The organism is Pseudomonas sp. XS1P51 (assembly GCF_054897845.1).
In genome coordinates, this window is sequence record NZ_CM142707.1 from 4940984 (window position 1) to 4964773 (window position 23790).

22 protein-coding genes are annotated in these 23790 nt (G+C 59.4%); 3 read left to right on the forward strand and 19 right to left on the reverse strand.

The window, feature by feature from the left end; all coding sequences use genetic code 11:
• Positions 1-4 precede the first annotated feature (4 nt).
• Genes ACYZUD_RS22930 through ACYZUD_RS22940 form a run of 3 tightly spaced genes read right to left on the reverse strand, consistent with a single transcriptional unit; the run spans position 5 to position 5222 of the window.
• Positions 5-3058 carry an efflux RND transporter permease subunit gene (locus ACYZUD_RS22930; protein ID WP_462020275.1) on the reverse strand — a complete coding sequence of 1018 codons (3054 nt, stop codon included), beginning with the start codon at positions 3056-3058 and terminating at the stop codon, positions 5-7.
• Complete coding sequence (locus tag ACYZUD_RS22935) at positions 3055-4122, reverse strand: efflux RND transporter periplasmic adaptor subunit (RefSeq protein WP_462020276.1); 1068 nt, start codon at positions 4120-4122, stop codon at positions 3055-3057. Before ACYZUD_RS22935 ends, ACYZUD_RS22930 begins: the two co-directional genes overlap by 4 nt.
• Positions 4119-5222, reverse strand: coding sequence for an efflux RND transporter periplasmic adaptor subunit (locus ACYZUD_RS22940; protein WP_462020277.1), 1104 nt, complete (start codon positions 5220-5222; stop codon positions 4119-4121). Before ACYZUD_RS22940 ends, ACYZUD_RS22935 begins: the two co-directional genes overlap by 4 nt.
• 248 nt (positions 5223-5470) lie before the next feature.
• Between ACYZUD_RS22940 and ACYZUD_RS22945 the strand changes: the two genes are divergently transcribed.
• Positions 5471-6631 (forward strand): AAA family ATPase, encoded by a 1161-nt coding sequence (locus ACYZUD_RS22945; RefSeq protein ID WP_462020278.1) that lies wholly within the window; start codon positions 5471-5473, stop codon positions 6629-6631.
• A 114-nt stretch (positions 6632-6745) separates the two neighbouring features.
• On the opposite strand, the gene ACYZUD_RS22950 is transcribed toward ACYZUD_RS22945, so the two are convergent.
• From ACYZUD_RS22950 to ACYZUD_RS22985, 8 genes are all read right to left on the reverse strand, one after another.
• On the reverse strand, positions 6746-7627 hold the full coding sequence (locus ACYZUD_RS22950) for a transporter substrate-binding domain-containing protein (RefSeq protein WP_462020279.1): 882 nt from the start codon (positions 7625-7627) through the stop codon (positions 6746-6748).
• Complete coding sequence (locus ACYZUD_RS22955; RefSeq protein ID WP_462020280.1) at positions 7624-8406, reverse strand: amino acid ABC transporter ATP-binding protein; 783 nt, start codon at positions 8404-8406, stop codon at positions 7624-7626. Before ACYZUD_RS22955 ends, ACYZUD_RS22950 begins: the two co-directional genes overlap by 4 nt.
• Entirely contained in the window at positions 8403-9062 is a 660-nt protein-coding gene (locus ACYZUD_RS22960; RefSeq protein ID WP_223415282.1) for an amino acid ABC transporter permease, read from the reverse strand. Before ACYZUD_RS22960 ends, ACYZUD_RS22955 begins: the two co-directional genes overlap by 4 nt.
• On the reverse strand, positions 9043-9708 hold the full coding sequence (locus tag ACYZUD_RS22965; RefSeq protein ID WP_008148239.1) for an amino acid ABC transporter permease: 666 nt from the start codon (positions 9706-9708) through the stop codon (positions 9043-9045). The genes ACYZUD_RS22960 and ACYZUD_RS22965 overlap by 20 nt, the downstream gene beginning before the upstream one ends.
• A gap of 558 nt (positions 9709-10266) precedes the next feature.
• On the reverse strand, positions 10267-11049 hold the full coding sequence (locus tag ACYZUD_RS22970; protein ID WP_462020281.1) for a MetQ/NlpA family ABC transporter substrate-binding protein: 783 nt from the start codon (positions 11047-11049) through the stop codon (positions 10267-10269).
• A 161-nt stretch (positions 11050-11210) separates the two neighbouring features.
• Positions 11211-12143 (reverse strand): sigma 54-interacting transcriptional regulator, encoded by a 933-nt coding sequence (locus ACYZUD_RS22975; protein WP_462020282.1) that lies wholly within the window; start codon positions 12141-12143, stop codon positions 11211-11213.
• Positions 12144-12209: 66 nt separating this feature from the next.
• Complete coding sequence (locus tag ACYZUD_RS22980; protein WP_462020283.1) at positions 12210-12791, reverse strand: alpha/beta hydrolase; 582 nt, start codon at positions 12789-12791, stop codon at positions 12210-12212.
• 462 nt (positions 12792-13253) lie between these two features.
• The gene (locus ACYZUD_RS22985) at positions 13254-14327 is read right to left on the reverse strand and encodes a fatty acid desaturase (RefSeq protein WP_462020284.1); all 1074 of its coding nucleotides are present in this window, start codon (positions 14325-14327) and stop codon (positions 13254-13256) included.
• Positions 14328-14427: 100 nt separating this feature from the next.
• Here ACYZUD_RS22985 and ACYZUD_RS22990 point away from each other — a divergent pair, with 100 nt between their 5' ends.
• Positions 14428-15432: an AraC family transcriptional regulator gene (locus tag ACYZUD_RS22990; RefSeq protein ID WP_462020285.1), complete on the forward strand. Its 1005-nt coding sequence runs from the start codon at positions 14428-14430 to the stop codon at positions 15430-15432.
• A gap of 129 nt (positions 15433-15561) precedes the next feature.
• Here ACYZUD_RS22990 and ACYZUD_RS22995 read toward each other — a convergent pair whose 3' ends face one another.
• Together ACYZUD_RS22995 and ACYZUD_RS23000 are read right to left on the reverse strand one after the other, a co-directional pair.
• Complete coding sequence (locus ACYZUD_RS22995) at positions 15562-15927, reverse strand: response regulator (protein WP_462020286.1); 366 nt, start codon at positions 15925-15927, stop codon at positions 15562-15564.
• A gap of 152 nt (positions 15928-16079) precedes the next feature.
• Complete coding sequence (locus ACYZUD_RS23000) at positions 16080-16766, reverse strand: Crp/Fnr family transcriptional regulator (protein ID WP_462020287.1); 687 nt, start codon at positions 16764-16766, stop codon at positions 16080-16082.
• Between the two features lie 84 nt (positions 16767-16850).
• Between ACYZUD_RS23000 and ACYZUD_RS23005 the strand changes: the two genes are divergently transcribed.
• Positions 16851-17369: an Mpo1 family 2-hydroxy fatty acid dioxygenase gene (locus ACYZUD_RS23005; protein WP_462020288.1), complete on the forward strand. Its 519-nt coding sequence runs from the start codon at positions 16851-16853 to the stop codon at positions 17367-17369.
• A 115-nt stretch (positions 17370-17484) separates the two neighbouring features.
• Here ACYZUD_RS23005 and ACYZUD_RS23010 read toward each other — a convergent pair whose 3' ends face one another.
• The 6 genes from ACYZUD_RS23010 to dibA all read right to left on the reverse strand — a co-directional run bounded on the left by ACYZUD_RS23010 (position 17485) and on the right by dibA (position 23788).
• Positions 17485-18474 carry a sulfate/molybdate ABC transporter ATP-binding protein gene (locus tag ACYZUD_RS23010; RefSeq protein ID WP_462020289.1) on the reverse strand — a complete coding sequence of 330 codons (990 nt, stop codon included), beginning with the start codon at positions 18472-18474 and terminating at the stop codon, positions 17485-17487.
• A 3-nt stretch (positions 18475-18477) separates the two neighbouring features.
• The gene (cysW, locus tag ACYZUD_RS23015) at positions 18478-19347 is read right to left on the reverse strand and encodes a sulfate ABC transporter permease subunit CysW (protein ID WP_462020290.1); all 870 of its coding nucleotides are present in this window, start codon (positions 19345-19347) and stop codon (positions 18478-18480) included.
• Positions 19348-19359: 12 nt separating this feature from the next.
• The gene (cysT, locus tag ACYZUD_RS23020; RefSeq protein ID WP_462020291.1) at positions 19360-20178 is read right to left on the reverse strand and encodes a sulfate ABC transporter permease subunit CysT; all 819 of its coding nucleotides are present in this window, start codon (positions 20176-20178) and stop codon (positions 19360-19362) included.
• Between the two features lie 70 nt (positions 20179-20248).
• Positions 20249-21262 carry a sulfate ABC transporter substrate-binding protein gene (locus ACYZUD_RS23025; RefSeq protein WP_462020292.1) on the reverse strand — a complete coding sequence of 338 codons (1014 nt, stop codon included), beginning with the start codon at positions 21260-21262 and terminating at the stop codon, positions 20249-20251.
• 139 nt (positions 21263-21401) lie between these two features.
• Positions 21402-21584 (reverse strand): sulfur starvation response protein OscA, encoded by a 183-nt coding sequence (oscA, locus tag ACYZUD_RS23030; protein ID WP_007945260.1) that lies wholly within the window; start codon positions 21582-21584, stop codon positions 21402-21404.
• 284 nt (positions 21585-21868) lie between these two features.
• Positions 21869-23788 carry a phosphodiesterase DibA gene (gene dibA / locus ACYZUD_RS23035; RefSeq protein ID WP_462020293.1) on the reverse strand — a complete coding sequence of 640 codons (1920 nt, stop codon included), beginning with the start codon at positions 23786-23788 and terminating at the stop codon, positions 21869-21871.
• Positions 23789-23790: the final 2 nt, after the last annotated feature.

Below are 23790 nucleotides of genomic sequence, written 5' to 3' on the forward strand. Positions count from 1 at the left end.
TAGGTCAGGCAGATTCCTTTTTAGGCTCGCGAATCTTGTACCAGGCCACATACAGCGCCGGCAAAAACAGCAGCGTCAGCAGGGTAGCGATGATAATCCCGCCAATCATCGCGTAAGCCATCGGCCCCCAGAACACTTCCCTCGCAATCGGTATCATCCCCAGGCTCGCCGCCGCTGCCGTCAGCAGAATCGGCCGGCGACGATGTTCCGTGGCTTGAACCACGGCATCCCACGGTGCATGACCGTCCTTCTCCAAAGCGTCGATCTGGGTCACCAGGATCACCGAGTTGCGGATGATGATGCCGATCAGCGCCAGAATCCCCAGGATCGCCACGAAGCCCATCGGTGTGCCTGTCGGGATCAGCGCCAGCACCACGCCAATCAAGCCGAGCGGCGCGACGCTGGCCACCAGGAACAGCTTCTGCACGCTGTGCAACTGGATCATCAGGAAGGTCGCCATCAAGAACAGCATCAACGGCACGACCTTGGCAATCGGCCCTTGGGCCTTGCCGCTTTCCTCGACCGTGCCGCCGGTGGCGACCTTGTAGCCCACCGGCAAACCGGCGGCGAATTTGTCGATGTCGGGCTGGAGTTGTTTCACCAGGTCGGTCGGCTGGATCTCGTCGCGCACCGCCGCCTTGATGGTGATCGTCGGCTTGCGGTCACGCCGCCAGACCAGCGGTTGCTCCAGCTCATAGCGCACGGTGGCGAAGGCCAGTAGCGGAATCGACGTGCCGCCCGGTGTGACGATCTGCAGGTTCTGCAAGGTTTCCGGTGTACCGCGCTCCGCATCGATAGCGCGGCCCACCACGTTGATCAGGTAGATATCGTCATCGACCTGCGTCACCGGCGCGCCGACCACGATGCTGTTCATCAGGTTAGCCACGTCTTCCGACGACAGCCCCAGTTGCCGCGCCTTGTCCTGGGCGATGTCGATGCGCAGTACTTTACCCGGCTCGTTCCAGTCGTAAATGATCTCGCCGATGTGCGGGTTTTTATCCAGTTCGGTGGCCAGTGCGATGGTGTGTTTGCGCACCTGATCGATGTCCTTACCACTGACCCGGTACTGAATCGGCCGGCCAACCGGCGGGCCCATTTCCAGCGCCTGGACATAGCTGCCGATGCCGACAAAATCTTTGCGCAACCGCTCACGCAGGCGCTGGCTCAGGGCATTACGCGATTCCAGGCCTTTACTGACGATCACCAGTTGCGCGTAGTACGGGTTCTGCAATTGCTGGTCGAGCGGCAGGTAGAAACGGATTGCACCTTCGCCGATGTACGTGCTCCAGCGCACGATGTCCGGGTCGTCCTTGAGGGTCGCTTCGAGCTTGTCCACGGCTTTGCGGGTTTCGGCAATGGAGGCGTTTTGCGGCAGGTTCAGGTCGACGAGAATTTCCGGGCGGTCCGAAGACGGGAAGAACTGGCTCTGCACAAACTGCATGGAAAACACCGATGCCACGAACAGTGCGATGGTGATGCCGATGGCCCACCAGCGATTACGCATCGCCCAGAGCATGCCGTAGTTGAATGCACGGCCGATGCGCCCAGGCTCGGCGTCGTGGGGTTTTACGTTGGCGCTGAGGATGTGCACGCCGATCACCGGGGCGAAGAGCACGGCGACGATCCACGACACCAGCATCGCCACGGCAATCACCGCAAACAGCGTGAAGGTGTACTCGCCCGCCGAACTGGCGTTCAGGCCGATGGGCACGAAACCGGCCACCGTGACCAACGTCCCCGTGAGCATCGGGAACGCCGTGGAGGTGTAGGCGAACGTCGCCGCTTGTTCCTTGGTTTCACCCATTTCCAGACGCGTGACCATCATCTCGACCGTGATCATCGCATCGTCCACCAGCAGGCCGAGGGCGATGATCAGCGCTCCGAGGGAAATCCGTTGCATGGTAATGCCGCTGTACTCCATGAAGACGAAGACCATCGCCAGCACCAGCGGAATCGAGCACGCCACCACCAGTCCGGCACGCACACCGAGACTGACGAAGCTGACGATCAGCACGATCACCACCGCCTCGAACAACGCACTGGTGAAACCGCCGACGGCTTTTTCCACCACGTCGGCCTGGTCGGAAACGTTGTACACGCCGACGCCCACCGGCAGGTCGGCGGTCAGGTCGTTCATGCGCTGGTGCAGGGCCTTGCCGAACGCCTGAATGTTGCCGCCCTTCTTCATCGCAATGGCCAGGCCGATAGCCGGATGACCGTTGAAGCGAAATTCCGGCGTTGACGGATCGACATAACCTCGACTGATGTCGGCGATGTCGGCCAGACGATAGAAGCGATCGTTGAGTCGCAGGTTGACGTTGGCCAGGTCTTTCTCGGAAGCAAACTGCCCGGATGTGCGCACGGAAATGCGTTCGGGACCGGCTTCGATCACCCCGGCCGGAGTAACCGCATTCTGCGATTGCAGGCTCTGCACCACCTGGCGCTGATCGATACCCAGCGCCGCCAGTTTGCGAGTGGAAAAATTCAGGTACAGGACTTCGTCCTGTTCGCCAACCATCTCGACCTTGCCCAACCCCGGTACTTCGCGAATCTCGGCGCGGACCTGCTCGACGTAATCGCGTAACTGGCGCATCGACAAGCCGTCAGCGGTAAACGCATACACCGAACCGAATACATCACCAAATTCGTCGTTGAACCCCGGTCCTTGCAGGCCTTTGGGGAAGTCGCCGCGAATGTCGTTGATCTTCTTGCGCACCTGGTACCAGATTTCCGGGATGTCCTTGGCACTGGTGGTGTCGCGCAGGTTGACGAAGACCGTCGATTCACCGGGGCGAGTGTAGCTTTTCACGTAGTCGAGGGAGTCGAGTTCTTCGAGTTTTTTCTCGATGCGGTCCGTGACCTGCTTGAGGGTTTCTTCCTGGGTCGCACCGGGCCAACGGGTCTGGATCACCATGGTTTTGATGGTGAATGACGGGTCTTCCTCGCGGCCCAGATTCAGGTACGAGAACACGCCCATCAGCAGCCCGACGAACATCAAATACCAGACAAACGACTGATGTTTGAGGGCCCATTCAGATAAGTTGAAACTCCCTTTCATTGTGGGCTGTCCTCATCGATTTTCACTTTTTGCCCAGGTTTCAGGCTGTTCACACCGGCACTGACCACCCGCTCGCCGGACTTCACACCGTCGGCCAGGACCACCGTGCTGTCAGTGCGGCTGATGAGGCTGACGTCTCGCGGGGAAACGGTATGCGACTGCGGATCGATGACCCAGATCCGCGATTTGCCATCCACGTCTTGCAGCACGCTCACCGGCAGTTCGATACGCGGTTTGATTGCCGAGCTGAGGGTCACGCTGATCGCCGTGCCGAGGCGAAAACCCGGCGGCGTGTCAGTCAGGGTCAGCCGGGCACGACGAGTACGGGTCGCGCTTTGCGCCTGGGGTTCGATTTCGCGAACGATGGCGGTGGTGGTGATGCTTGGGTCCAGTTGCACAGCGACCTGAAACACCACGTCTGTCGGTAACTGGTCGACCAGGGTGTCGGGCAGGTCGATCACGGCTTCCTTGATGTCTGGCTGCGCCAGGGTGACCACTTGCTGGCCGGCGGTCACCACTTGCCCGGCTTCGGCGTTCCACGCGGTGACGATGGCTTTGTGATCGGTGCGCAGTTCGACGTAGTCGAGTTGGTCCTTGGCTTGATCGACCGCGGCCTTGGCTTGATCGAGTGACGCCTGGGTGGTTTTCAGGTCGGTCTGGGCAATGTCCAGTTGTGCCTGCGCACCGACCCCACGATCAAACAGTTCCTGTTGGCGCCGGGCGTTGGCCTGGGCGTTGATGAGCTGCGCCTGGACCCGAGCCAGATCGCCCTGAGCCGAGCGCAACTGGTTTTGCTGGTCGGTGGGGTCGAGGGTGGCGAGCAAGACACCCTTCTCGACTTCGGCGCCGACATCGACGTTGCGGCTGGCAATGCGTCCCGGAACCCGGAAGCCGAGGTTGGTTTCGTAACGGGCCTGGATGCTGCCGGCGAAGCGGCCGAGATTTTCCTCGTCCAGAGCCAGGACTTTAATGGACAGCACCGGACGTACCGGTTCCGGTGGTGCGTCTTCCTTGGAACAAGCGATCAGCAACAAACCGGCGGACACCAGCAACAGGCGCTTCATGGCTGGGCTCCCGCGCCTAAGTCTTTATAGGTGTTTTCGGCAATCTCCACTTTCACCCCGGGGTGCAACAGCTGGCCACCAGCGATGACGACTTTTTCGCCACCCTTGAGGCCGTCGCTGATGACGACATTGCCGGTGAGGTAACGCCCGACGGTGACGGTATGCAGCTGCGCCTTGCCGTCGTTGTCCACCAGCCACACCGCCGGGTCGCTGAGGTTTTTGGTCAGCGCCGACCAGGGCAGTTCGACCGCTGATTTGCCCGGCGTCTTGGCGGTGGCGCTCACCACCGAGCCGAGCTGCATGCCTTCGGGCAGGCCATTGAGGCTGACTTTGACCTGTACCGTGCCGGTCTGCGCAGACACGGCCGGGGTGATTTCCCTAACGGTGCCGGTGGTCTTGATGTTCGGGTTGTCGAGCAGGCTCACCACGATGTTTTTATCCGACGGCGCCTCGGCCAGCAGTGACTCATAGACGTTGAACACCGCGTCGCGCTCACCGTCCGTGGCCAGGCTGAAAATCGGCACCGTGGCCTGTACCACCTGACCCACCTCAGCCTGGCGGGCGGTAATCACCCCCGGCGCATCGGCAATCAACGCGGTGTAACTCAGTTGTTCGCGGGCGTTGGCCAATTGCGCTTGGGCGGCCGTCAGGGCGCTTTGACTGCTGCGCAATGCGGCCTGGGCAGAATCGTATTCGCTTTGGCTGGTGTAGCCCTTGGGCAGGAGTTTTTGCTGACGAACGAAAGCGGCGGCGGTCTGTTTGACCCGGGCCTGTTCGGCGACAACCTGGGCCTGGGCCGAGTCGACATTGGTTTGCAGGTCCTTGGGATCGAGTTTGGCGAGCACCTGTTTGGCCGACACCCGGTCGCCGACATCAACCATGCGCTGGATGATCTTGCCGCCGACACGGAACGACAATTCGGTCTGCACCCGTGCCTGGACATCGCCAGTGAGGGTCACCGAGGCCGCGTAGTCAGCCGATTTGACCTCTTGCACGAAAACCCGCGGGCGATCCTTTTCGACCTGGGGTTTATCGCCGCAGGCGGTCAGCAAAGCCAGGAGGCTCAGGCCAAGCATTGTTTTCAATCCGGGACCAGCCATGCAGACTCCTTTGCGTTGTACGGGCGTGCCAGTGTCGATACGACTGTGAGCTTAGAGCAGGGTTCCACCTTCGCCCACGCAGACAAACATTTCCCTGTAGGAGCTGCCGCAGGCTGCGATCTTTTGATCTTCCGGCAATATCTCGATCGCTAAAAGTCAAAAGATCGCAGCCTGCGGCAGCGCCTACAACGTAAATTCGCCAACGCGGTTATCCTGATGCCGTTTCGGGACCACAGAGAAAGTCCTTCATGCTCAAAACCCTCGCGGTGGCCAATTACCGCTCGATCAATAAATTGGTGATCCCACTGGGTCGGCTGAACCTGATTACCGGGCCAAACGGCAGCGGCAAGTCCAACCTTTACCGGGCGTTGCGCCTGCTGGCGGAAACCGCTCAGGGTGGCGTGGTCAATGCTTTGGCTCGCGAGGGCGGGCTGGATTCGACCTTCTGGGCCGGCCCGGAAAACATCACCCGGCGTATGCGCAATGGCGAAGTCCCGATCGAGGCGACCGTGCGACACGGCGTCAAGCGCCTGCGCCTGGGTTTTGCCGGTGAGGACTTCAGCTACTCGATCGCGCTGGGTCTGCCGGAGCCGAGTCATTCCGCGTTTTCTCTGGACCCGGAAATCAAAAAGGAATGCATCTGGAGCGGTCCGTTCTACCGACCGGCAAGCTTGTTGGTGGATCGCGACGGCGCGATGATCCGCGCCCGGGAAGGCCGTAGTTGGGAGGTGCTGGCTCAGCACACGCCGAATTTCGACAGTCTGTTCGATCAGGTCGGCAGCTTGCGCACCTCGCCGGAAGTCTTGCAACTGCGTGAGTTCATCCGCCGCTGGCGTTTCTACGATCACTTTCGCAGTGACGCCGATGCCCCGGTGCGCCAACCGCAACTGGGTACCCGCACGCCGGTGTTGCACCACGATGGTCGCGACCTCGCCGCCGCGTTACAGACTATCCGCGAAATCGGCGATCCGGAGGCATTGCAGGCCGCGATCAGCGACGCCTTCCCTGGCGCACGATTGAATATCGCGCCGTTGCAGGGCGGACGCTTTGCCATCGAGTTTTATCAGGAAGGCTTGTTGCGGCCATTGTCGGCGGCCGAGTTGTCGGACGGAACGTTGCGTTATTTGCTGTTGGTGGCGGCGTTGCTGACGCCGCGGCCGCCGACACTGATGGTGTTGAACGAGCCGGAAACCAGCTTGCATCCGGACCTGTTACCGGCGCTGGCGCGGTTGATTATCCGGGTGTCCGAGCAGTGTCAGGTGTGGGTTGTTTCTCATGCTCGGCGGTTGATCTCGGCGTTGCAGGAGGACCCGGAATGCAATTGCATTGTGCTGGAGAAGACCCTCGGCCAGACCGGGATTGTGGGGCAGCGGATGCTGGATGAGCCGGCGTGGTATTGGCCGGATTGATTTGAAGAGCCGAAAAGATCGCAGCCTTCGGCAACGCCTACATAGGAACGCGTACACCTGTAGGAGCTGCCGAAGGCTGCGATCTTTTAACGGTCACTCAGATGTTCGGGTCTATCACCCCTGCCACTTCCCACCCTCGACAATCACGCTCTCAGGCTTGGTGTCATCGCTCAATTCCTTGCGCACATACTGGTCGTACAGCTTGAGCAGGTACTTCTCTTCACCCAGCTTCGCCAACTCGGCATTCACCCAGTCACGCAGTTCGATATTGCCCTTCTTCACCGCCGGCGCGATCAGTGCTTCAGCACCCAGGGTCTGGCTCAGCACACGATAGCCTGGGTTCTGCTTGGCCCAGCTGAACAACACCAGGTTGTCTTGCGCATAAGCATCACCACGACCGTTGGCCAGGGCTTGCAGCGACTCGGAGTTTTTCTCGAACTTCAGCAGTTTCCAGTCCGGGTGGTTCTTGGTCAGCCAGATATCTGCCGTGGTACCGGTGGTGACGATGGTGGTGCGGGTCGCGAGGTCATCAAGGTTTTTCACCGTGCTGGCTTGTGGTACGAGCGCCTGCACCGCGACTTTGAGGTTCGGATTGGTGAATTCCACCGCTTCCTTGCGCTCCGGGGTGACGGTCATGTTGGCCAGGATCAGATCGACCTTGTCACTTTGCAGGAATGGAATCCGGCTCGCCGGTTCCACCGCGACGAACTCGATCTTGTTTTCATCGCCCAGCAGATCCTTGGCAAATCGACGGCCGATGTCGGTATCGAACCCCACGTAACGCCCGGCTTCATCGACGAAACCGAACGGTGGCTTGTCGGTGAAAACACCGACAATCAACTTGTCCCGCGCCTTGATTTTTTCCAGATAACCGGCCGGCGCGGTGCTTTCGCTGGCGACTTTCGGCTTGGGTGGTTCTTCGGTTTTGTTGCAGCCGGCCAGCAGCGCGAGGCCGAACAGCGGCACTAATAGCAGAGAAGACTTGGCAGTTTTCATGGCAGTTCCAGTTCCTTTGTTTGAGTCATTTTGGGTAGTGCGGCGACGTAGGAAAACTTCTCCAGGAACTGCTGCGCTCGTGCGGTTTGCGGGTTCGTAAAGAAAATCTCGGGAGGGTTTTGCTCAAGGATTCGCCCGGCATCCATGAACACGATTCGGTCAGCCACGGCACGGGCGAAGGCCATTTCGTGGGTGACGATCAACAGGGTCATGCCTTCGCGGGCCAGGCCCTGGATGACTTCCAGCACTTCCTTGACCATTTCCGGGTCGAGGGCGGCGGTGACTTCGTCGAAGAGCATGACCTGAGGGTTCATGCACAGCGAACGGATGATTGCGATGCGTTGCTGCTGACCGCCGGAGAGCTGCCGGGGAAAGGCATCGCGCTTGTCCGAAAGGCCCACGCGTTCCAGCAAGGCTTCGGCCTGGGCCCGGGCTTCGCGGCGGTCACGTTTCTGCACTTTGACCGGGCCAAGCAGCAAGTTATCGAGCACGCTCATGTGCGGGAACAGGTGATAACTCTGGAACACCATGCCGATCTGCTGTCGCACTTCGCGCCAGTCGGTGTCCTTGCCCAGCAACTCGCGGCCGGCAAAATTCAGGCTGCCGCTGTGGGCGACTTCCAGCCCGTTGAGGCAACGCAGCAAGGTACTTTTGCCGCAACCGCTGGGGCCGAGAATAACGATCACTTCACCCGACTTCACCTTCAAGTCGATACCGTTGAGCACCTGTTGCTCACCGAAAAATTTGTTGAAACCCTTGAACTCGATCAATGCGCTCATGCTTGCGTCCAGCGCCGCTCCAGCACGCGCGAGGCGGCCGATAACGGGTAGCAGATGAAAAAGAAAAACAGGAACAGCGCGCCGTAGATGAGCACTGATTCGTAGGTGCGTTCGATGATCTGCTGACCGACCTTGATCACGTCCACCACGCCGATCAGCACCGCCAGGGAGCTGGTCTTGATGATCCGCGTGTAGACATTGATGGTCGGCGGCGTCATGCGCTTCAGCGCCTGGGGCAGTAGCACGTAGCCGTAGAGTTGCGGCCCGTTCAAGCCAATCGACAACCCCGCTTCACGCTGGCCGCGCGGCAACGAATGCAACGCGCCGCGTACCACTTCGCCGACCTCGCTGGCTCCCCACAGCGACAGCACCAGCACCGCGCACCAGAAGCTCGGAATGCTCAGGCCGAAAAAGATCGGCAAACCGAAGAACAGCAAATACAGCCAGACCAGCACCGGGATCGCCCGGAACAGTTCCAGATAAACCCGCAGGATTGCGTTCAGCCATTTCGAATTCAGTGTGCGCAACACGCCGTAGAGCACGCCGCCGACGGTGCTGATGGCGATGCTCAGGAAAGAAATCGACAGGGTTTGCGCGGCGCCCTTGCCCAGTTGCGGCAACGACACCCAGAGCAACTCAAGACCCGAACTGGCCATGCTGGAGCCTCCTTTCCAGACGGCTGAGCAGCAGCGACAGCGGCAAAAACAGCAGCACGCAGATCAGCGTCAGCACGGCGAGCATTTCGTAGGTTTTGTAGTAGAGCGCGATGTAGCTTTTGGTGGTGTAGAGAATCTCCGGCACCGCCACCGCCGAAACCACGGTGGTTTCCTTGAGCAGGAAAATGAAATTGGCGAACAGCGACGGCAGGCTGAGGATCCCGGCTTGTGGCAGGATCACGTAGCGCAGCAATTGCCCGTGGGACAGGCCGATGGAGCGACCGGATTCGAGCTGCGCCTGAGGCACCGCGTCCACACCGGCGCGCAGCACTTCCGTGAGGTAAGCACCGCCGAGGAACGTCATGGTGATGATCGCCGCGGCGAAGCCCGAGACCTTGATGCCCAGCGCCGGCAAGGCAAAGTAGACGAAGAACAACTGAATGAGGAGTGGCGTGTTGCGCGCCAACTCTACGTACAGCCCGACCAGACGCTGCAGGTAAGGCGTGCGGAACACCAGAATCGTCGCGTTGATCAGCGCCACCAGCAACGACGTGCCGATGGCGATGAAACCGACCTGCAGCGTCACGCCCACGGCCTTGAGAAACGCCGGCAAGGTGCTGAGGATAAAAGCGTAATCGAAGTTCATTGAACATCCTGGACGCCGCAGGGTAAGCGACGGTGGTGCAGTCCATGGGCGGTGGATAACCACCCGGCAGGCACCGACTTTAAAGGTATAAAAAGAAGAATTTAAATACTGTTAAAGCATATTGATATCACGCAAAAAACTATCCTGCGGATTTGCTGCGAAGGAGGAAGACGACTATTTTCCTTTTCGCTGTAGGAAGGATCTTTTTTTCGAAATGCCCCTCCAAGGACGAACAGCTTTTGGCCAGACTCCCCGGCCGAACCATCACAAGGAAGAGAGAATGGCTGACGTAAAGGTACCCCAGCGACTGGACCCGCAGGACATTGTGAAGTTACTGGTGGCGTTACGCAGGGCGTTGAAGGCCAGGGTGGCCTGAACTGCAAAAAGCAAAAAGCAAAAAGCAAAAAGATCGCAGCCTTCGGCAGCTCCTACAGGGTTATGTGGACACCCGTAGGAGCTGCCGAAGGCTGCGATCTTTTGATATGTAAGCGCCATAAAAAACGCCGACGCTGTATAAGCCGTCGGCGTTTGAAACCTTGAAGGGGTTTACCTCGCGAATCAGAACGCCGGCAGTACCGCGCCGCTGTACTTCTTGGCGATGAATGCTTTCACTTCAGGACTGGTCAAAGCCTTGGCCAGCTTCTGGATGGCAACGCTGTCCTTGTTGTCCGGACGAGCCACCAGGAAGTTCACGTATGGCGAATCCGCACCTTCGATCAGCAGCGCGTCTTTAGCCGGGTTCAGACCCGCTTCCAGTGCGTAGTTGGTGTTGATCAGGTCCAGGTCAACCTGGTCCAGAACACGTGGCAGCATGGCCGATTCCAGTTCCTTGAACTTGAAGTTGTGCGGGTTCTTGGCGATGTCTTTCGGGGTAGCCAGAGCGTTTTTCGGGTCTTTCAACTCGATCAGGCCAGCCTTCTGCAGCAGGAGCAGGGCACGACCGCTGTTGCTGCCTTCGTTCGGCAGAGCGATGGTTGCGCCGTTTGGCAGCTCGGCCAAGGATTTGTGCTTCTTCGAGTAGCCGCCGAACGGTTCAACGTGAACGCCGATCACGGTCACCAGGTTGGTGCCTTTGCCTTCGTTGAAGTTTTTCAGGTAGGGCAGGGTCTGGAAGTAGTTGGCGTCCAGACGCTTCTGGTCAACTTGCACGTTCGGCTGAACGTAGTCGGTGAACACTTTGATTTCCAGGTCCACGCCTTCTTTGGCGAGGGTTGGCTTGATCAGTTCAAGAATCTCGGCGTGTGGAATCGGGGTCGCCGCAACCACCAGTTTCTCGCCAGCCTGGGCCAGGCCCGCGGTCAGGGCAGCCGCCAGTGCGGTGAACAACAGAACCTTTTTCATGCAGTGTCCTTATCGAATATCGCGGTCGTCATTGACGACGGCTATTAGTACGTGTGCCAGTGAAGTGCTATCTCTGGCGTGAAGCGGACAATACCGGGATTTTTTATTCCCGAACAATATCTTTTATTCACTTTCATATTCCATTTTGTTCATACAGATCGCTACAGCGTCTGCGTCAGCCTTTCCAGCAAACGCTTCAATTCGGATCGCTCGGTTGGCGTGCCGTTTTTGATCGTTTGGGTCACTTGCTGTTCGATTTGCGGCAACGATGCAGTCGCCTCGGGCAGATTCAAATGCTCCGGCAAAATCTCGTCGCCGGTACTCACCAACAGCGCAAAGTGAATGACGTTTTCCAGCTCGCGGGTGTTGCCCGGCCAGCGGTGCTGCTCCAGCAAATGCTGCGCGGCCTCACTGATCAGCGGCACCGGCAAGTCCAGGCGCTGGCTGTAGATGCCGAGGAAGTACTCGGACAGCGACAGGATATCGCCCACCCGTTCACGCAAGGCCGGCAGTTCAAGCTGACCTTCACTGAGGTAGTGATAAAGCCGCTCGTGGAATTTCCCGGCGGCGACCGCCTGGGCCAGATCGATGCTGGTGGCCGCCACCAGACGCACGTCCACCGGGCTGGGTTGATGAGCACCGACGCGGGTGACTTCATGGTTTTCCAGGGCAGCCAGTAACTTGACCTGAATGGGCAACGGCAGATCACCGATCTCGTCCAGGTAGAGCGTGCCGCCGTTGGCTGAACCAAACCAGCCGGCACGACTGCTGGCCGAACCGCTGTAACTGCCGGCGGCGTAGCCGAACAATTCGGCATCGGCGTAAGTCGGGCTGATCGCACCGCAATTGACCGAAACGAACAACCCGCCGCGATCACTGGCGCGGTGGATGTGCCGCGCCAGCAATTCTTTGCCACTACCGGTTTCACCACGGATCAACACGGAGATCGAGCGCGGGGCCAGTTGCTCCAGCTCCTGGCGCAACTGCCGGGAGCGCGGATCGACGAACACCAGCGCCTTGGCGCGGATGCTCAGGGGACTTTTTTCTGCGTCAGGAAAGGTCAGCAGCGGCTGACCGAAGGCTTCAAAACTCATGGCAGACTCCCGCCCAAAACCGCCGGGAGACGGGGGCGATTTAAAAAATAGAAAAAAATAAAAGGTTCAAGCGCGTCGCAGGGCGTGATGTTCCATTCGGTTCTGCAGGCGATAGAGGTAGGCAAAACCCTGCTCCCAGCGCTGGTGACCGGACTTCACGTTGATGTGCCCGGCGCCCGACAGAATCCCCGCCTCGGCCCCCCAGTTACGCGCCAGCTCCAGAGCACGCGGTGCGCTCACGGCACTGTCGTTATCGGAGCTGACGACCTGACTCGGGAATGGCAGCAGGTGGGTTGGGATCGGTGCGAAATTGCGCAGCGCCGGCGCGCAGGCCGGACGCTCGACATCCGCAGGTGCGACCAGCAAGGCACCGCGAACCTGACGCAAAAACGGCAAGGGTGCAGTGGCCGCCCAATGGGCGACGGTGATGCAGCCCAGGCTATGGGCGATCAGGATCACCGGCGTGCTGTCGGCGGCAATCGCCTCGGCCAGCGCCGCGACCCAGTCTTCACGACGCGGCGTCAGCCAGTCGGCCTGCTCCACCCGTGCGCTGTTCGGCAGGCTGTTCTGCCAGTGGCTTTGCCAATGATCTTCTGGCGATCCTTGCCAGCCCGGCACAATCAGATAGCGAATTGATTCGTTGCGCATGGGGGTGCTCTCCTGCTGCGTGTCTGTTCCTGATCGAGTATAGGGAGGAGAGTTATATTCGCTAAGGAATAAGAAGCTATTTATTAAGATCCATATCGAATATACGACAGCCCTGTTGGAGCGAGCCTGCTCGCGATGCGCCAGCACATTCAACATTGATGGCTTGATCCACCGTCATCGCGAGCAGGCTCGCTCCCACAGGGTTTATCAGGGGTCGATTTATTCGGGACAAAAAAGGGGCCGCACCCTGCCAAGGAGACGGCCCCGGAAACTCAAAATCTGTTAACGCGATGATTGGCTGAAACGGTTATCTAATAAAGGAATATTTAATTACTTTAATAGATCAAAACAGCATATGACGATCACCCTGCGGTGACCGTCCAGCCATCCCTGCTTGCGTCATAACGTAGCGTCCGTTTGGGTCAAATTGATGACCGTCATTTGAGTTTCCAGGTGCATCGATCAAACCTGCGCGGCACGCACCTCCTGCGGCGCTATCGTTTCCTCGCGCACAAAGCGGTTCGCCCGGCCGAACGTGCCGAAATCGTTGAACCGCACACCCATTTCGCGCATTACCTTATGCGCCACCGGGACGGTCATCTGACGGATGTAAAACGGTTCCTTCACCACAAAGTGATGGATCCCGTGGCTGCTGCCGAAGTTGAAGCAGAACGCCTGCAACGGCCACATCCACCAAGGGTTCAGCACCTGGGTCTGCTGAATCACGTTGCCCGGTTCCACATCACCGTAGTAGTGCATGTTCGAGCTGACGAAGTGCAGGCAAAAAGTGCGCAACACATTCGGCCCGATGATGACGACTGCTGCGATGTCGATCACTTGCATCACCGACAAGGTGGTTGCCGACCATTCAATCGGCGCCCCCAGCAACTGCGTGATGCCATTGGCCGCATGGAAACCAAGGAACACGTACCACGCGCCCCAGTGCACAAGCGCCAGCGGTGCGTAAACCATCAGGGTGCGCTTGATGATGCTGATCTTGTGAGCCCAGGTCCTGGCCCGCAGCATGCGGATGAACGCTGACATCACGTTGTCGCCGACCATCAGCAGTCGCGCGAAACCCCAGGGTTCGCCGTTGGTAATCGCCCGTTCTTCCAGGTCGGTTTCCGTACCGGACACCTTGTGGTGATTGAGGTGCAGGTGGCGGCGAATCCATGGGTTGATCGTGCTTGGCCGCGCCAGCCAGACCAGGCCCATCATCACATTGTGCGGCACGCGCTGTTTGCGAAAGTACATGCTGTGGATCAGGTCGTGTTCCAGTTCGTGGGTCAACGACGCGAAAAACGCATTGAGCAGCAGGCACGCCCACCAGGCCATGTATCCATTGATGTAGAGCGCCGCCGAACCGATCATCCCGGCCAGCGCGAAGGCCAGAATACTTGCGCCGAGGGCGTCCTGATGCTTGAGAATCGGGTAGCGCTGACGCAGTTCGACGCCCTTGGCCAGCACGACCTCACGAATATGCGCTGATCGCTGTGCTGCATTCAGTCGCTGGGGACTTGCAGAAGTACCGTCCATGCTTCCATCCTCTGGTTATTGATGTTCGCATCCTGCCTTGTGAACCCTCGCAACGCGGTAGCCGTGAACGCCAACCTGTTGACCGGAAGCGCCAATCAGCATGACTGAACCGACCTCCCTCGCCAGCTGGACCCGCGCCCTGCGCAAGCAACTCGATGCGCTGGGCCTCGACAGCACCGCCCTGTGCCAACAGGCGGGGCTCGACCCGCAACTGATGGACGACCCGAACGCCCGTTACCCGTTGTCCGGCACCACGCGCCTGTGGGAAATCGCGGTGCAGGTCAGCGGTGATCCGGCGATTGGTTTGCGAGTCTCCCGTTTCGTCAGCCCCACCACGTTCCACGCGCTCGGTTACGCGCTGGTGGCCAGCGGCAGTCTGCGGGAGGTCTTCGAGCGCATCGTACGTTATCACCAGGTGGTCAGCGATGCCCTGGAACTGGAGCTGACCCGCGCCGAGGACCGCTATCGCTTTCGCCTGAAAATCCCGCCCGGGAACCCGGCCCCGGCCTTCGAAGCCATTGACGCCTTCGCAGCGATTTATGTGCGCACCTGCCGCAATCGTCTCGGTCGCGACTACGCGCCACTGGCGGTGTATCTGCGGCGCCCGGAACCGAGCGACGCTCATCAATGGCACAAAGTTTTTCGCTCGCCTGTGTACTTCGCCGCGGAAGAAGATCGACTGGAATTTGCCCTGGTGGATTTCGACAGCCACCTGGACGACGCCAACCCGGAACTGGCCGAGCACAACGAAGCGGTGCTCAAGCGCACCCTCGCACAACTCAAGCCGCTGACCTGGGAACGCAAGGTCCGCGACGCCATTGAAGAGCAATTGCCGGAAGGCGAACCCAGCGCCGAACGCATCGCCCAGGCTCTGCACCTGAGCTTGCGCAGCCTGCAACGGCACTTGGCGGATGAGGGCTGTCGGTTCGATACGCTGCTCAATGAAAGTCGCGAAAACCTGGCGCTGCTGCACCTGCGTGATCCGCAATGTTCGTTGAGTGAGATCAGCTATTTGCTGGGGTTTGCGGATACAAGCAGCTTCAGTCGAGCGTTCAAGCGCTGGACCGGGATGACGCCGGGGCAGTTTCGGGATGGGTTGCGGTGACAGATCCGGAAGGTGTGTCGGGTTTTCCGGCCTCATCGCGAGCAGGCTCGCTCCCACATGGATTCTATGGTGTTCAAACGTGGGAGTGAGCCTGCTCGCGATGGCGATTGTTCAGACACCGCAGAGACCTCAACGCCCCCGATCCCGCCGCAACACCTTGCGCACCCGTTTCACCAATTCGCTCACAGCAAACGGCTTGACCAGGTAGTCATCCTCATGCAGCTCCAGCCCGCGCAAGCGATCCTCGATACCATCCTTGGTAGTGAGGAACAGTACCGGGGTTTCGCCGAGTTTGCGGATCTGCTGCAGTAACTGCCAGCCGTTGAGCCCCGGCAGCATCACGTCGAGGATGATCAGCTCGTACTCGCCGGATTCGATAAAGCGACGGCCATCCATGCCGTTGACCGCCACATCCACCGCATAACTCGCCTCGCTCAGGCCCTTGGCCAGAAGCTTGGCGGCTTCGGGTTCGTCTTCCACTAACAGCACACGCATGGCACACCTCGATTGTCGTCATCACAGGCTAGGCGCCTTCGAGGACAAAGCCCACCACTACCGCCGGGTTTTAAAAGATCGCAGGCTTCGCCAGCTCCAACATTGGAATGGCGGATACCTGTAGGAGCTGGCGAAGCCTGCGATCCTTTTCATCAAATCACCGCCAACGCCCGCAACCGCTCGGCATCCAGAATTTCAATTTCGCCATACCTGAGATTCAGAATCCCCTGCCCCTGCAAGTCCTTGAGGATCTGATTGGTGGTCTGGCGCGACAGCGACAGCATCGACGCCAATTGCTCTTGAGGCAGTTGCAGGACACGTCGCGGCGGGTCGATTTCGCCATAGCCCTGGGCGATCATCAGCAAGCGGTGCGCCAGGCGTACCGGCGCAGGCATCAGGCTCAACTGCTCGAGATTGATGAACGCCAGGCGCAGTTTGTGGCTCATCAGCAATGCCAGTTGCCGCCAGTACACCGGTTGCTCATCGAGCAACGCCAGCAGCGCGGTTTGCGGGATGTGCAACAGGATGCAATGGCCCAGGCCGAACGCATCATGGGTGCGCGGCTGACCGTCGAACAGACAGATTTCGCCGAACCAGTGCGGCGATTCCGCCAGGCTCAGCAGCGCCTCCTTACCCTGCTCGCTCACTGCACCGATGCGCACTGATCCTTCAAGCACCGCATACAACCCGCAAGGCGGATCGCCGCGCTTGAACAGCCGCTGGCCGGGCGACAAGTGCCGCACCTTGGCGGCGGCCAGCAGACTATCCTGTAAGGAAACAGGTAAATGGCTGAACCACTGGCCGCTCATCAGGCGTGAACGCCAAACCTGCATGTCCATGAAAACTCCTGGAGATTGTCGCCTGGCTGACAGAGCGAGAGGTGAACCCGGGGCATGATCAATCACCCTACAGGAGGAATAACAATGAAAAGCCTCGTTGACCATCTCAGTCAATACGCCGCCTACCACCGAGACCCGCGCAATATTGCCACCCATTTCATTGGCATTCCGCTGATTGTCGTGGCGGTGGCGGTGTTGCTGTCCCGTCCGCAATGGGCCGGGGGCTGGCTTTCACCGGCGGTGCTGGTGGCGCTGGCATCGGCGTGGTTTTACCTGCGCCTGGAGTTGCGCCTCGGGGTGCTGATGACCGTGTTGCTCGGTCTGTGCATCTGGGCAGGTCAAGCGCTGGCGCAGCAAAGCACGCTGGTGTGGCTGGCGAGTGGCGTCGGGATGTTTGTGATCGGCTGGGCGATTCAGTTTGTCGGTCATCACTACGAAGGCCGTAAACCGGCGTTTGTCGATGATGTGACGGGGTTGATTGTCGGGCCGTTGTTTGTGGTGGTTGAGTTGGCGTTTTTGCTGGGGTTGCGGCATGAGCTGAAAGACCAGATCGAGGCACGGGTCGGTGGGGTGCGAGTCAATCCGAAAAATGCGGCGGCTTAGGCCGCTTTAAAAGATCGCAGCCTGCGGCAGCGCCTACAGGGTTTTCCGTTGACCATAATTTTGTGATCAACACAAATCCACTGTAGGAGCTGCCGCAGGCTGCGATCTTTTGGCTTTAGAGGTTGGCGACTTTCTGCCAGACCTTGGGCTTGAAGAACAGCGTCTCGCCCTTCGCCAGGCCAACCAGGCTGTCGTGATCCTTGACCACTTCAGCTTCGATCAATTCGCTCTGGCCTTCGACTTTCAACGTCACCCGAGTCGTCGCGCCCAACGGACGGATATCCCGCACCTCGGCCGCGTGGTGATCTTCCAGCTCATGCCGCGACAACGACACCTCGTGCGGACGGAACAGCACGTGGTTGTCTTCACCCAGATGCAGACGGTTCGAATCGCCGAGGAAGTGATAGACGAAATCGCTGGCCGGGTTTTCGTAGACTTCACCCGGTGAACCGATCTGTTCGATCACACCTTTGTTCATCACCACGATCCGGTCGGCGACTTCCATGGCCTCTTCCTGGTCGTGGGTCACGAACACCGAGGTCAGGTTGATGTCTTCGTGCAGCCGTGCCAACCAACGACGCAGTTCTTTACGGACCTTGGCGTCGAGGGCGCCGAAAGGCTCATCGAGCAGCAGGACTTTCGGTTCCACCGCCAGGGCGCGGGCCAACGCGATGCGTTGACGCTGACCACCGGAGAGTTGCTCCGGGTAGCGATCCGCCAACCAATCCAGTTGCACCATGTTCAACAGTTCGTGGACTTTCACCGCGATCTGGCTTTCAGTCGGGCGCTGGTTTTTCGGTTTCATGCGCAGGCCGAACGCGACGTTGTCGAACACCGTCATGTGGCGGAACAGCGCGTAGTGCTGGAACACGAAACCGACGTTGCGATCACGCACGTCGTGGCCGGAGACATCTTCACCGTGGAACACGATGCTGCCCTGATCCGGGGTTTCCAGACCGGCAATGATCCGCAGCAACGTGGTCTTGCCGCAGCCGGACGGACCGAGCAACGCGACGAGCTCGCCGCTTTGAATGTCCAGGCTGATGTTGTCCAGCGCCTTGAACGCATTGAAGTTCTTGCTGACGTTACGCACTTCGATCGACATGAATTATTCCTCCGCGGCGCTGGCGCGCAGGCGGTTAATACGGTTTTCGCTCCACTGCTTGAGCAGCAGGATGAAGAGCGCCATGATCAGCAACAGGCTCGCTACCGCGAACGCGGCCACGTGGTTGTATTCGTTGTAGAGGATCTCGACGTGCAGCGGCAGGGTGTTGGTCACCCCGCGAATGTGCCCGGAAACCACCGACACCGCACCGAATTCACCCATCGCACGCGCCGTACACAGCACCACGCCGTAGATCAGGCCCCATTTGATGTTGGGAACGGTGACGTGCCAGAACATCTGCCAGCCATTGGCCCCGAGCAGGCGCGCGGCCTCCTCTTCCTGAGTGCCCTGCTCCTGCATCAGCGGGATCAACTCACGCGCCACGAACGGCACGGTGACGAAAATCGTCGCCAGCACGATGCCTGGCAAGGCGAAGACGATCTGGATGTCGTGGTCCTGCAACCACGGCCCGAACAGGCCCTGGGCACCGAACATCAGCACGTAGACCAGACCGGCGATCACCGGCGACACCGAGAACGGCAGGTCGATCAGGGTCACGAGGATACTTTTGCCGCGGAACGAATACTTGCTCACGCACCACGCCGCGCTGACACCGAACACCAGGTTCAGCGGCACCGAAATCAGCACGGCGATCACCGTGAGTTTCAGGGCCGACAAGGCATCCGGTTCAAAAATCGCGGTGAAGAACGCACCGATCCCGAGCTTCAGGCCCTGGGACACCACGATCACCAGCGGCAATAACAGGAACAGGGCAAAAATCAGCCAGCCAAGGCCGATCAGCAGTCGCCGCGATGAGGCGCTGCCACGGCGGGAAGCGTTCGAGGAAGCAGCAGCAATAGACGATTGGGACATTTGTGCGCCTCCTTATGGGGTTTCGATGCGCCGCTGCAGCAAGTTGATCAGCAGCAACAGGATGAAGGAAACCACCAGCATCAGAACACCAATGGAGGTAGCGCCGGTGTAGTCGTACTGGTCGAGCTTGACCATGATCAGCAGCGGCAGGATTTCGGTTTTCATCGGCATGTTGCCGGCGATGAAAATCACCGAACCGTACTCACCGACGCCACGGGCAAACGCCAGCGCAAAACCAGTCAGCCAGGCCGGCAACAGCGCCGGTACCAGAATGTGCCGGAAAACCTGCAAGGGTTTGGCCCCCAGGCAAGCAGCCGCTTCTTCGACTTCACGGGGAATATCGGCCAATACTGGCTGTACGGTACGTACTACGAATGGAAGGGTCACAAACGTCAGGGCAAGCGTGATGCCCAGGGGGGTATACGCAATCTTGAAGCCGAGGTCCGCGGCGAACTGACCCACCCAACCATTCGGTGCGTACAGCGCAGTCAGCGCGATACCGGCCACCGCCGTAGGGAGTGCGAACGGCAGGTCGATCATCGCATCGATGATTTTGCGTCCCGGGAAGGTGTAGCGCACCAGCACCCAGGCCAGCAGCGTGCCGATGATGCCGTTGATGATCGCGGCGTACAGCGCGGTGCCGAAGCTCAGCTTCAACGCCGCCAGCACCCGTGGCGCCGAAATAATCGCCCAGAACTGATCCCAGGTGAGTTGGGCGGCATGCACGAACATCGCCGCCAGTGGAATGAGCACAATCAGGCTGAGGTACACCAAGGTGTAGCCCAGCGTCAGCCCGAAGCCGGGTATGACGGGGGAGATACGACGCGACATAAAAGTCCTTGGTTGAGAACGCGCAAAGCCCCGAACGTGAATCCGGGGCTCGTTTATGGCTTATTTCAGGTTACTGCGCCTGGTAAATCTGGTCGAACACGCCACCGTCATTGAAAAATTTCGGTTGGGCAGTTTTCCAGCCGCCGAAGTCCTTGTCGATAGTCACCAGGTCCAGTTTCGGGAACTGCTGGGCGTATTTGGCGGCGACGTCCTTGTCACGTGGACGATAGAAGTTCTTCGCCGCAATTTCCTGACCGGCCGGGCTGTACAGGTGCTTGAGGTACGCCTCGGCGATCTCGGTGTTGCCCTTTTTCTCGGCGTTCTTGTCGACCACGGCTACCGGAGGTTCGGCAAGGATCGACAGCGAAGGCACGACGATCTCGAACTTGTCGGCGCCACCGTCTTCTTTCAGCGCCAGGAAGGCTTCGTTTTCCCAGGCCAGCAACACGTCGCCCTGACCGTTGTTGACGAAGGTGATGGTCGAACCGCGAGCACCGGTGTCCAGCACTGGCACGTGCTTGAACAGGGTCTGCACGTATTCTTTGGCCTTGGCCTCATTGCCGCCGTTGGCTTTCAGGCCATAGGCCCAGGCCGCAAGGAAGTTCCAGCGCGCACCTCCGGAGGTTTTCGGGTTCGGGGTGATGACCGATACATCGTTCTTGACCAGGTCGCCCCAGTCCTTGATGCCTTTAGGGTTGCCTTTGCGTACCAGGAACACGATGGTCGAGGTGTAAGGCGTGCTCGCTTCCGGCAAACGCTTCTGCCAATCGGCGGGCAGGGTCTTGCCCAGTTTGGCGATTTCATCGATGTCACCGGCCAGGGCCAGGGTCACCACGTCGGCCCGCAGACCGTCGATCACTGCACGGCCTTGCTTGCCCGAACCACCGTGGGACTGTTGAATTTTCACGCTGTCGTCTGGATGTGCTTTCTTCCAGAAACTGGTGAATTCGGCGTTGTAGTCCTGGTACAGCTCACGGGTCGGGTCGTACGACACGTTGAGCAACTCGTAATCCTTGGCAACCGCGGAACCAGCAAAAAGGGCGCTGGCCAGGGCGGCCAAAGCGAAATGACGAATCGACGACATGGTGAAAGCTCCTGGAATTCTGTTTTGTGTTGGCTTTTTTATGGTCTGGAATCGGGGTTGCCTGTCAAAGATCGCAGCCTTCGGCAGCGCCTACACCAATCCCCCGTAGAAGCTGCCGCAGGCTGCGATCTTTTTGATTTCAGCTCGGTTTGTTGCTCGGGTTCTGCAAGCGGAATTTTTCTTTGCGTTCGATCTGGACCACCTGGGCGTTGTGCACGGTGATTTCCACTGCGCCGAACCGCAGATCGCGCAATGCGCTCTGGATCTCACGCAAGATGGTGGCTTCGTCTTGACCGTCAACGCTACGTAGGGATGCGCTCATGGTGCTGCTCCTTCGACTGAGAGGTTGCCTGGCAGTGGCGGCACTGCTTGCGGCGTGAGAGCAATAGTAGATAAGCGCAGATATTCTTAAAAAGACTATTTAAGAATGTTTATATAACCAAATAAAATTGTGTGGCGAGGTGAAGAGGTTGCGTAGCGCTTGGCCACGCACAGATCAAAAGATCGCAGCCTTCGGCAGCTCCTACCGGGCGGATGTACGTGCGCATATGGAGGATTGCACACCGCTCCTTGTAGGAGCTGCCGTAGGCTGCGATCTTTTCGGTTTTAGCGAATCACTGGCACCCGATCCCAATCCAACTGCTCAGCCGACACCGGCCGCCCAAACCAGTAGCCCTGCCCGAGATCGCAGCCATGCTCGAGCAGGAAACCCGCCTGCTCAACCTGCTCGATCCCCTCGGCATGCACTTGCATCCCCATGCTTTGCGCCAGGGCGATGATCACCCGCACGATCGCCGCGTCATCCTCATCCCACGGCAAACCGGCCACAAAGCCCTGATCGATCTTGAGCTTCTGCACCGGCAACCGCTTGAGTCGCAGCAACGACGAATACCCGGTGCCGAAGTCATCAATGGCCAGCCGCACACCCAGCTCGCGCATTCGATGCATTTGTTCCAGCGCCACTTCCGGGTCCTCCATCACCGCGCTCTCGGTGACTTCCAGCTCCAGATAGGCCGGGTCCAGCCCGGTTTCGTGCAGCACCTTCGCCACCTGCTGAAACAGCTCACGGCGAGCGAACAATCGAGACGAAACATTCACCGCGACAAACGACAACACCACTCCCGCCTGCTGCCACTGGCACATTTGCTGACAAGCCTGCTGCATGACCCAGGCATCGATCTCGGCGATCAATCCGGTGCGTTCGGCGATGGGGATGAATTCTGCCGGAGACACCAGCCCGCGCTGCGGATGCTCCCAGCGCACCAGCGCCTCGACACCGATCAGGCGACTGGTCTTGAGGTCGTGAACCGGCTGGTAATGCACCCGCAATTCGTGCTGCTCCAGCGCGCGGCGCAGCTCGAATGCAGTCTCGACCCGCAACTGGGCATGGGCGGTCAGTTCTTCGGTGTACAGGGCGTAGCCGTCGCGACCAGCGCTTTTGGCCTTGAACAGGGCCGAGTCGGCATTGCGCAGCAGCTGCTCGGCACTCAAGGCATCGCCGGGGAACAGGCTGATACCGACGCTAGCGTTGATGAACAGCTGATGCCCATCGATCTGGAAAGGCTCTTTGAGGCCGTCGATGATCCGCTGAGCCAGCGCCGCGGCATGCACCAGTTGCGGACAGCTTTCCGCCAGCACGGCAAACTCATCGCCGCCCAGCCGCGCCAGGGTAATCCCCGGGCCGGACATGGCCTTCAAGCGCTCGGCCACAGCCTTGAGTAACTGGTCACCGATCGTGTGCCCGAGGCTGTCGTTGATCATTTTGAAGTGATCCAGATCGATCATCAGCAATGCACAGCCGCGCTTGTGAATCTGCGCCGAGGCCAGAGCCTGTTCGGCGCGATCAGTAAACAGCAGACGGTTGGGCAGATCGGTCAAGGGATCGTGGTGAGCCAGGTGCTTGAGTTCATGCTCGGAATTCTTGATCGCGCTGAGGTCGGAAAACACCGCCACGTAATGACTGGGCAGGCCTTGGTCGTCGTGAACGATGCGGATGGTTTGCCATTGCGGATAGATCTCGCCGCTTTTGCGGCGATTCCAGATTTCCCCGCTCCACTCGCCGACGCTGTTGAGTGCAGCGAACATCGCCTGATAGAAGCTCGCCGGGTGACGACCGGACTTGAACAGGCTGGGCGGCTGACCCAGCACTTCGTCACTCTGGTAACCGGTGATTTCCATGAAGGCCCGGTTCACATGGACAATCAAGCCTTTGCTATCGGTGACCAGCACGCCTTCGCGGGTGCAATCGAAGACCGCGGCTGCCTGACGCAAACGCTCCTGGTCCTCACCGCGCTCACGCAACTTGGTGCCGATCCCCAGGCAGCGGAACAATCGCGCCCGGGCGATGAAGATCAACCCGGCACTGAATATTACCCACGCGTAACCGTTGATCAGTTGCCACCGCAGTAGCTCATTGGAGCTATCGAAGAAACTGTTCAATAAATGACCACTGAACTGCAACCAACCGACGGAAACCAGAAGGTAAAGCAGTGCGGCACGCAAGGCATCGCGATAGGTGGCAGACATTC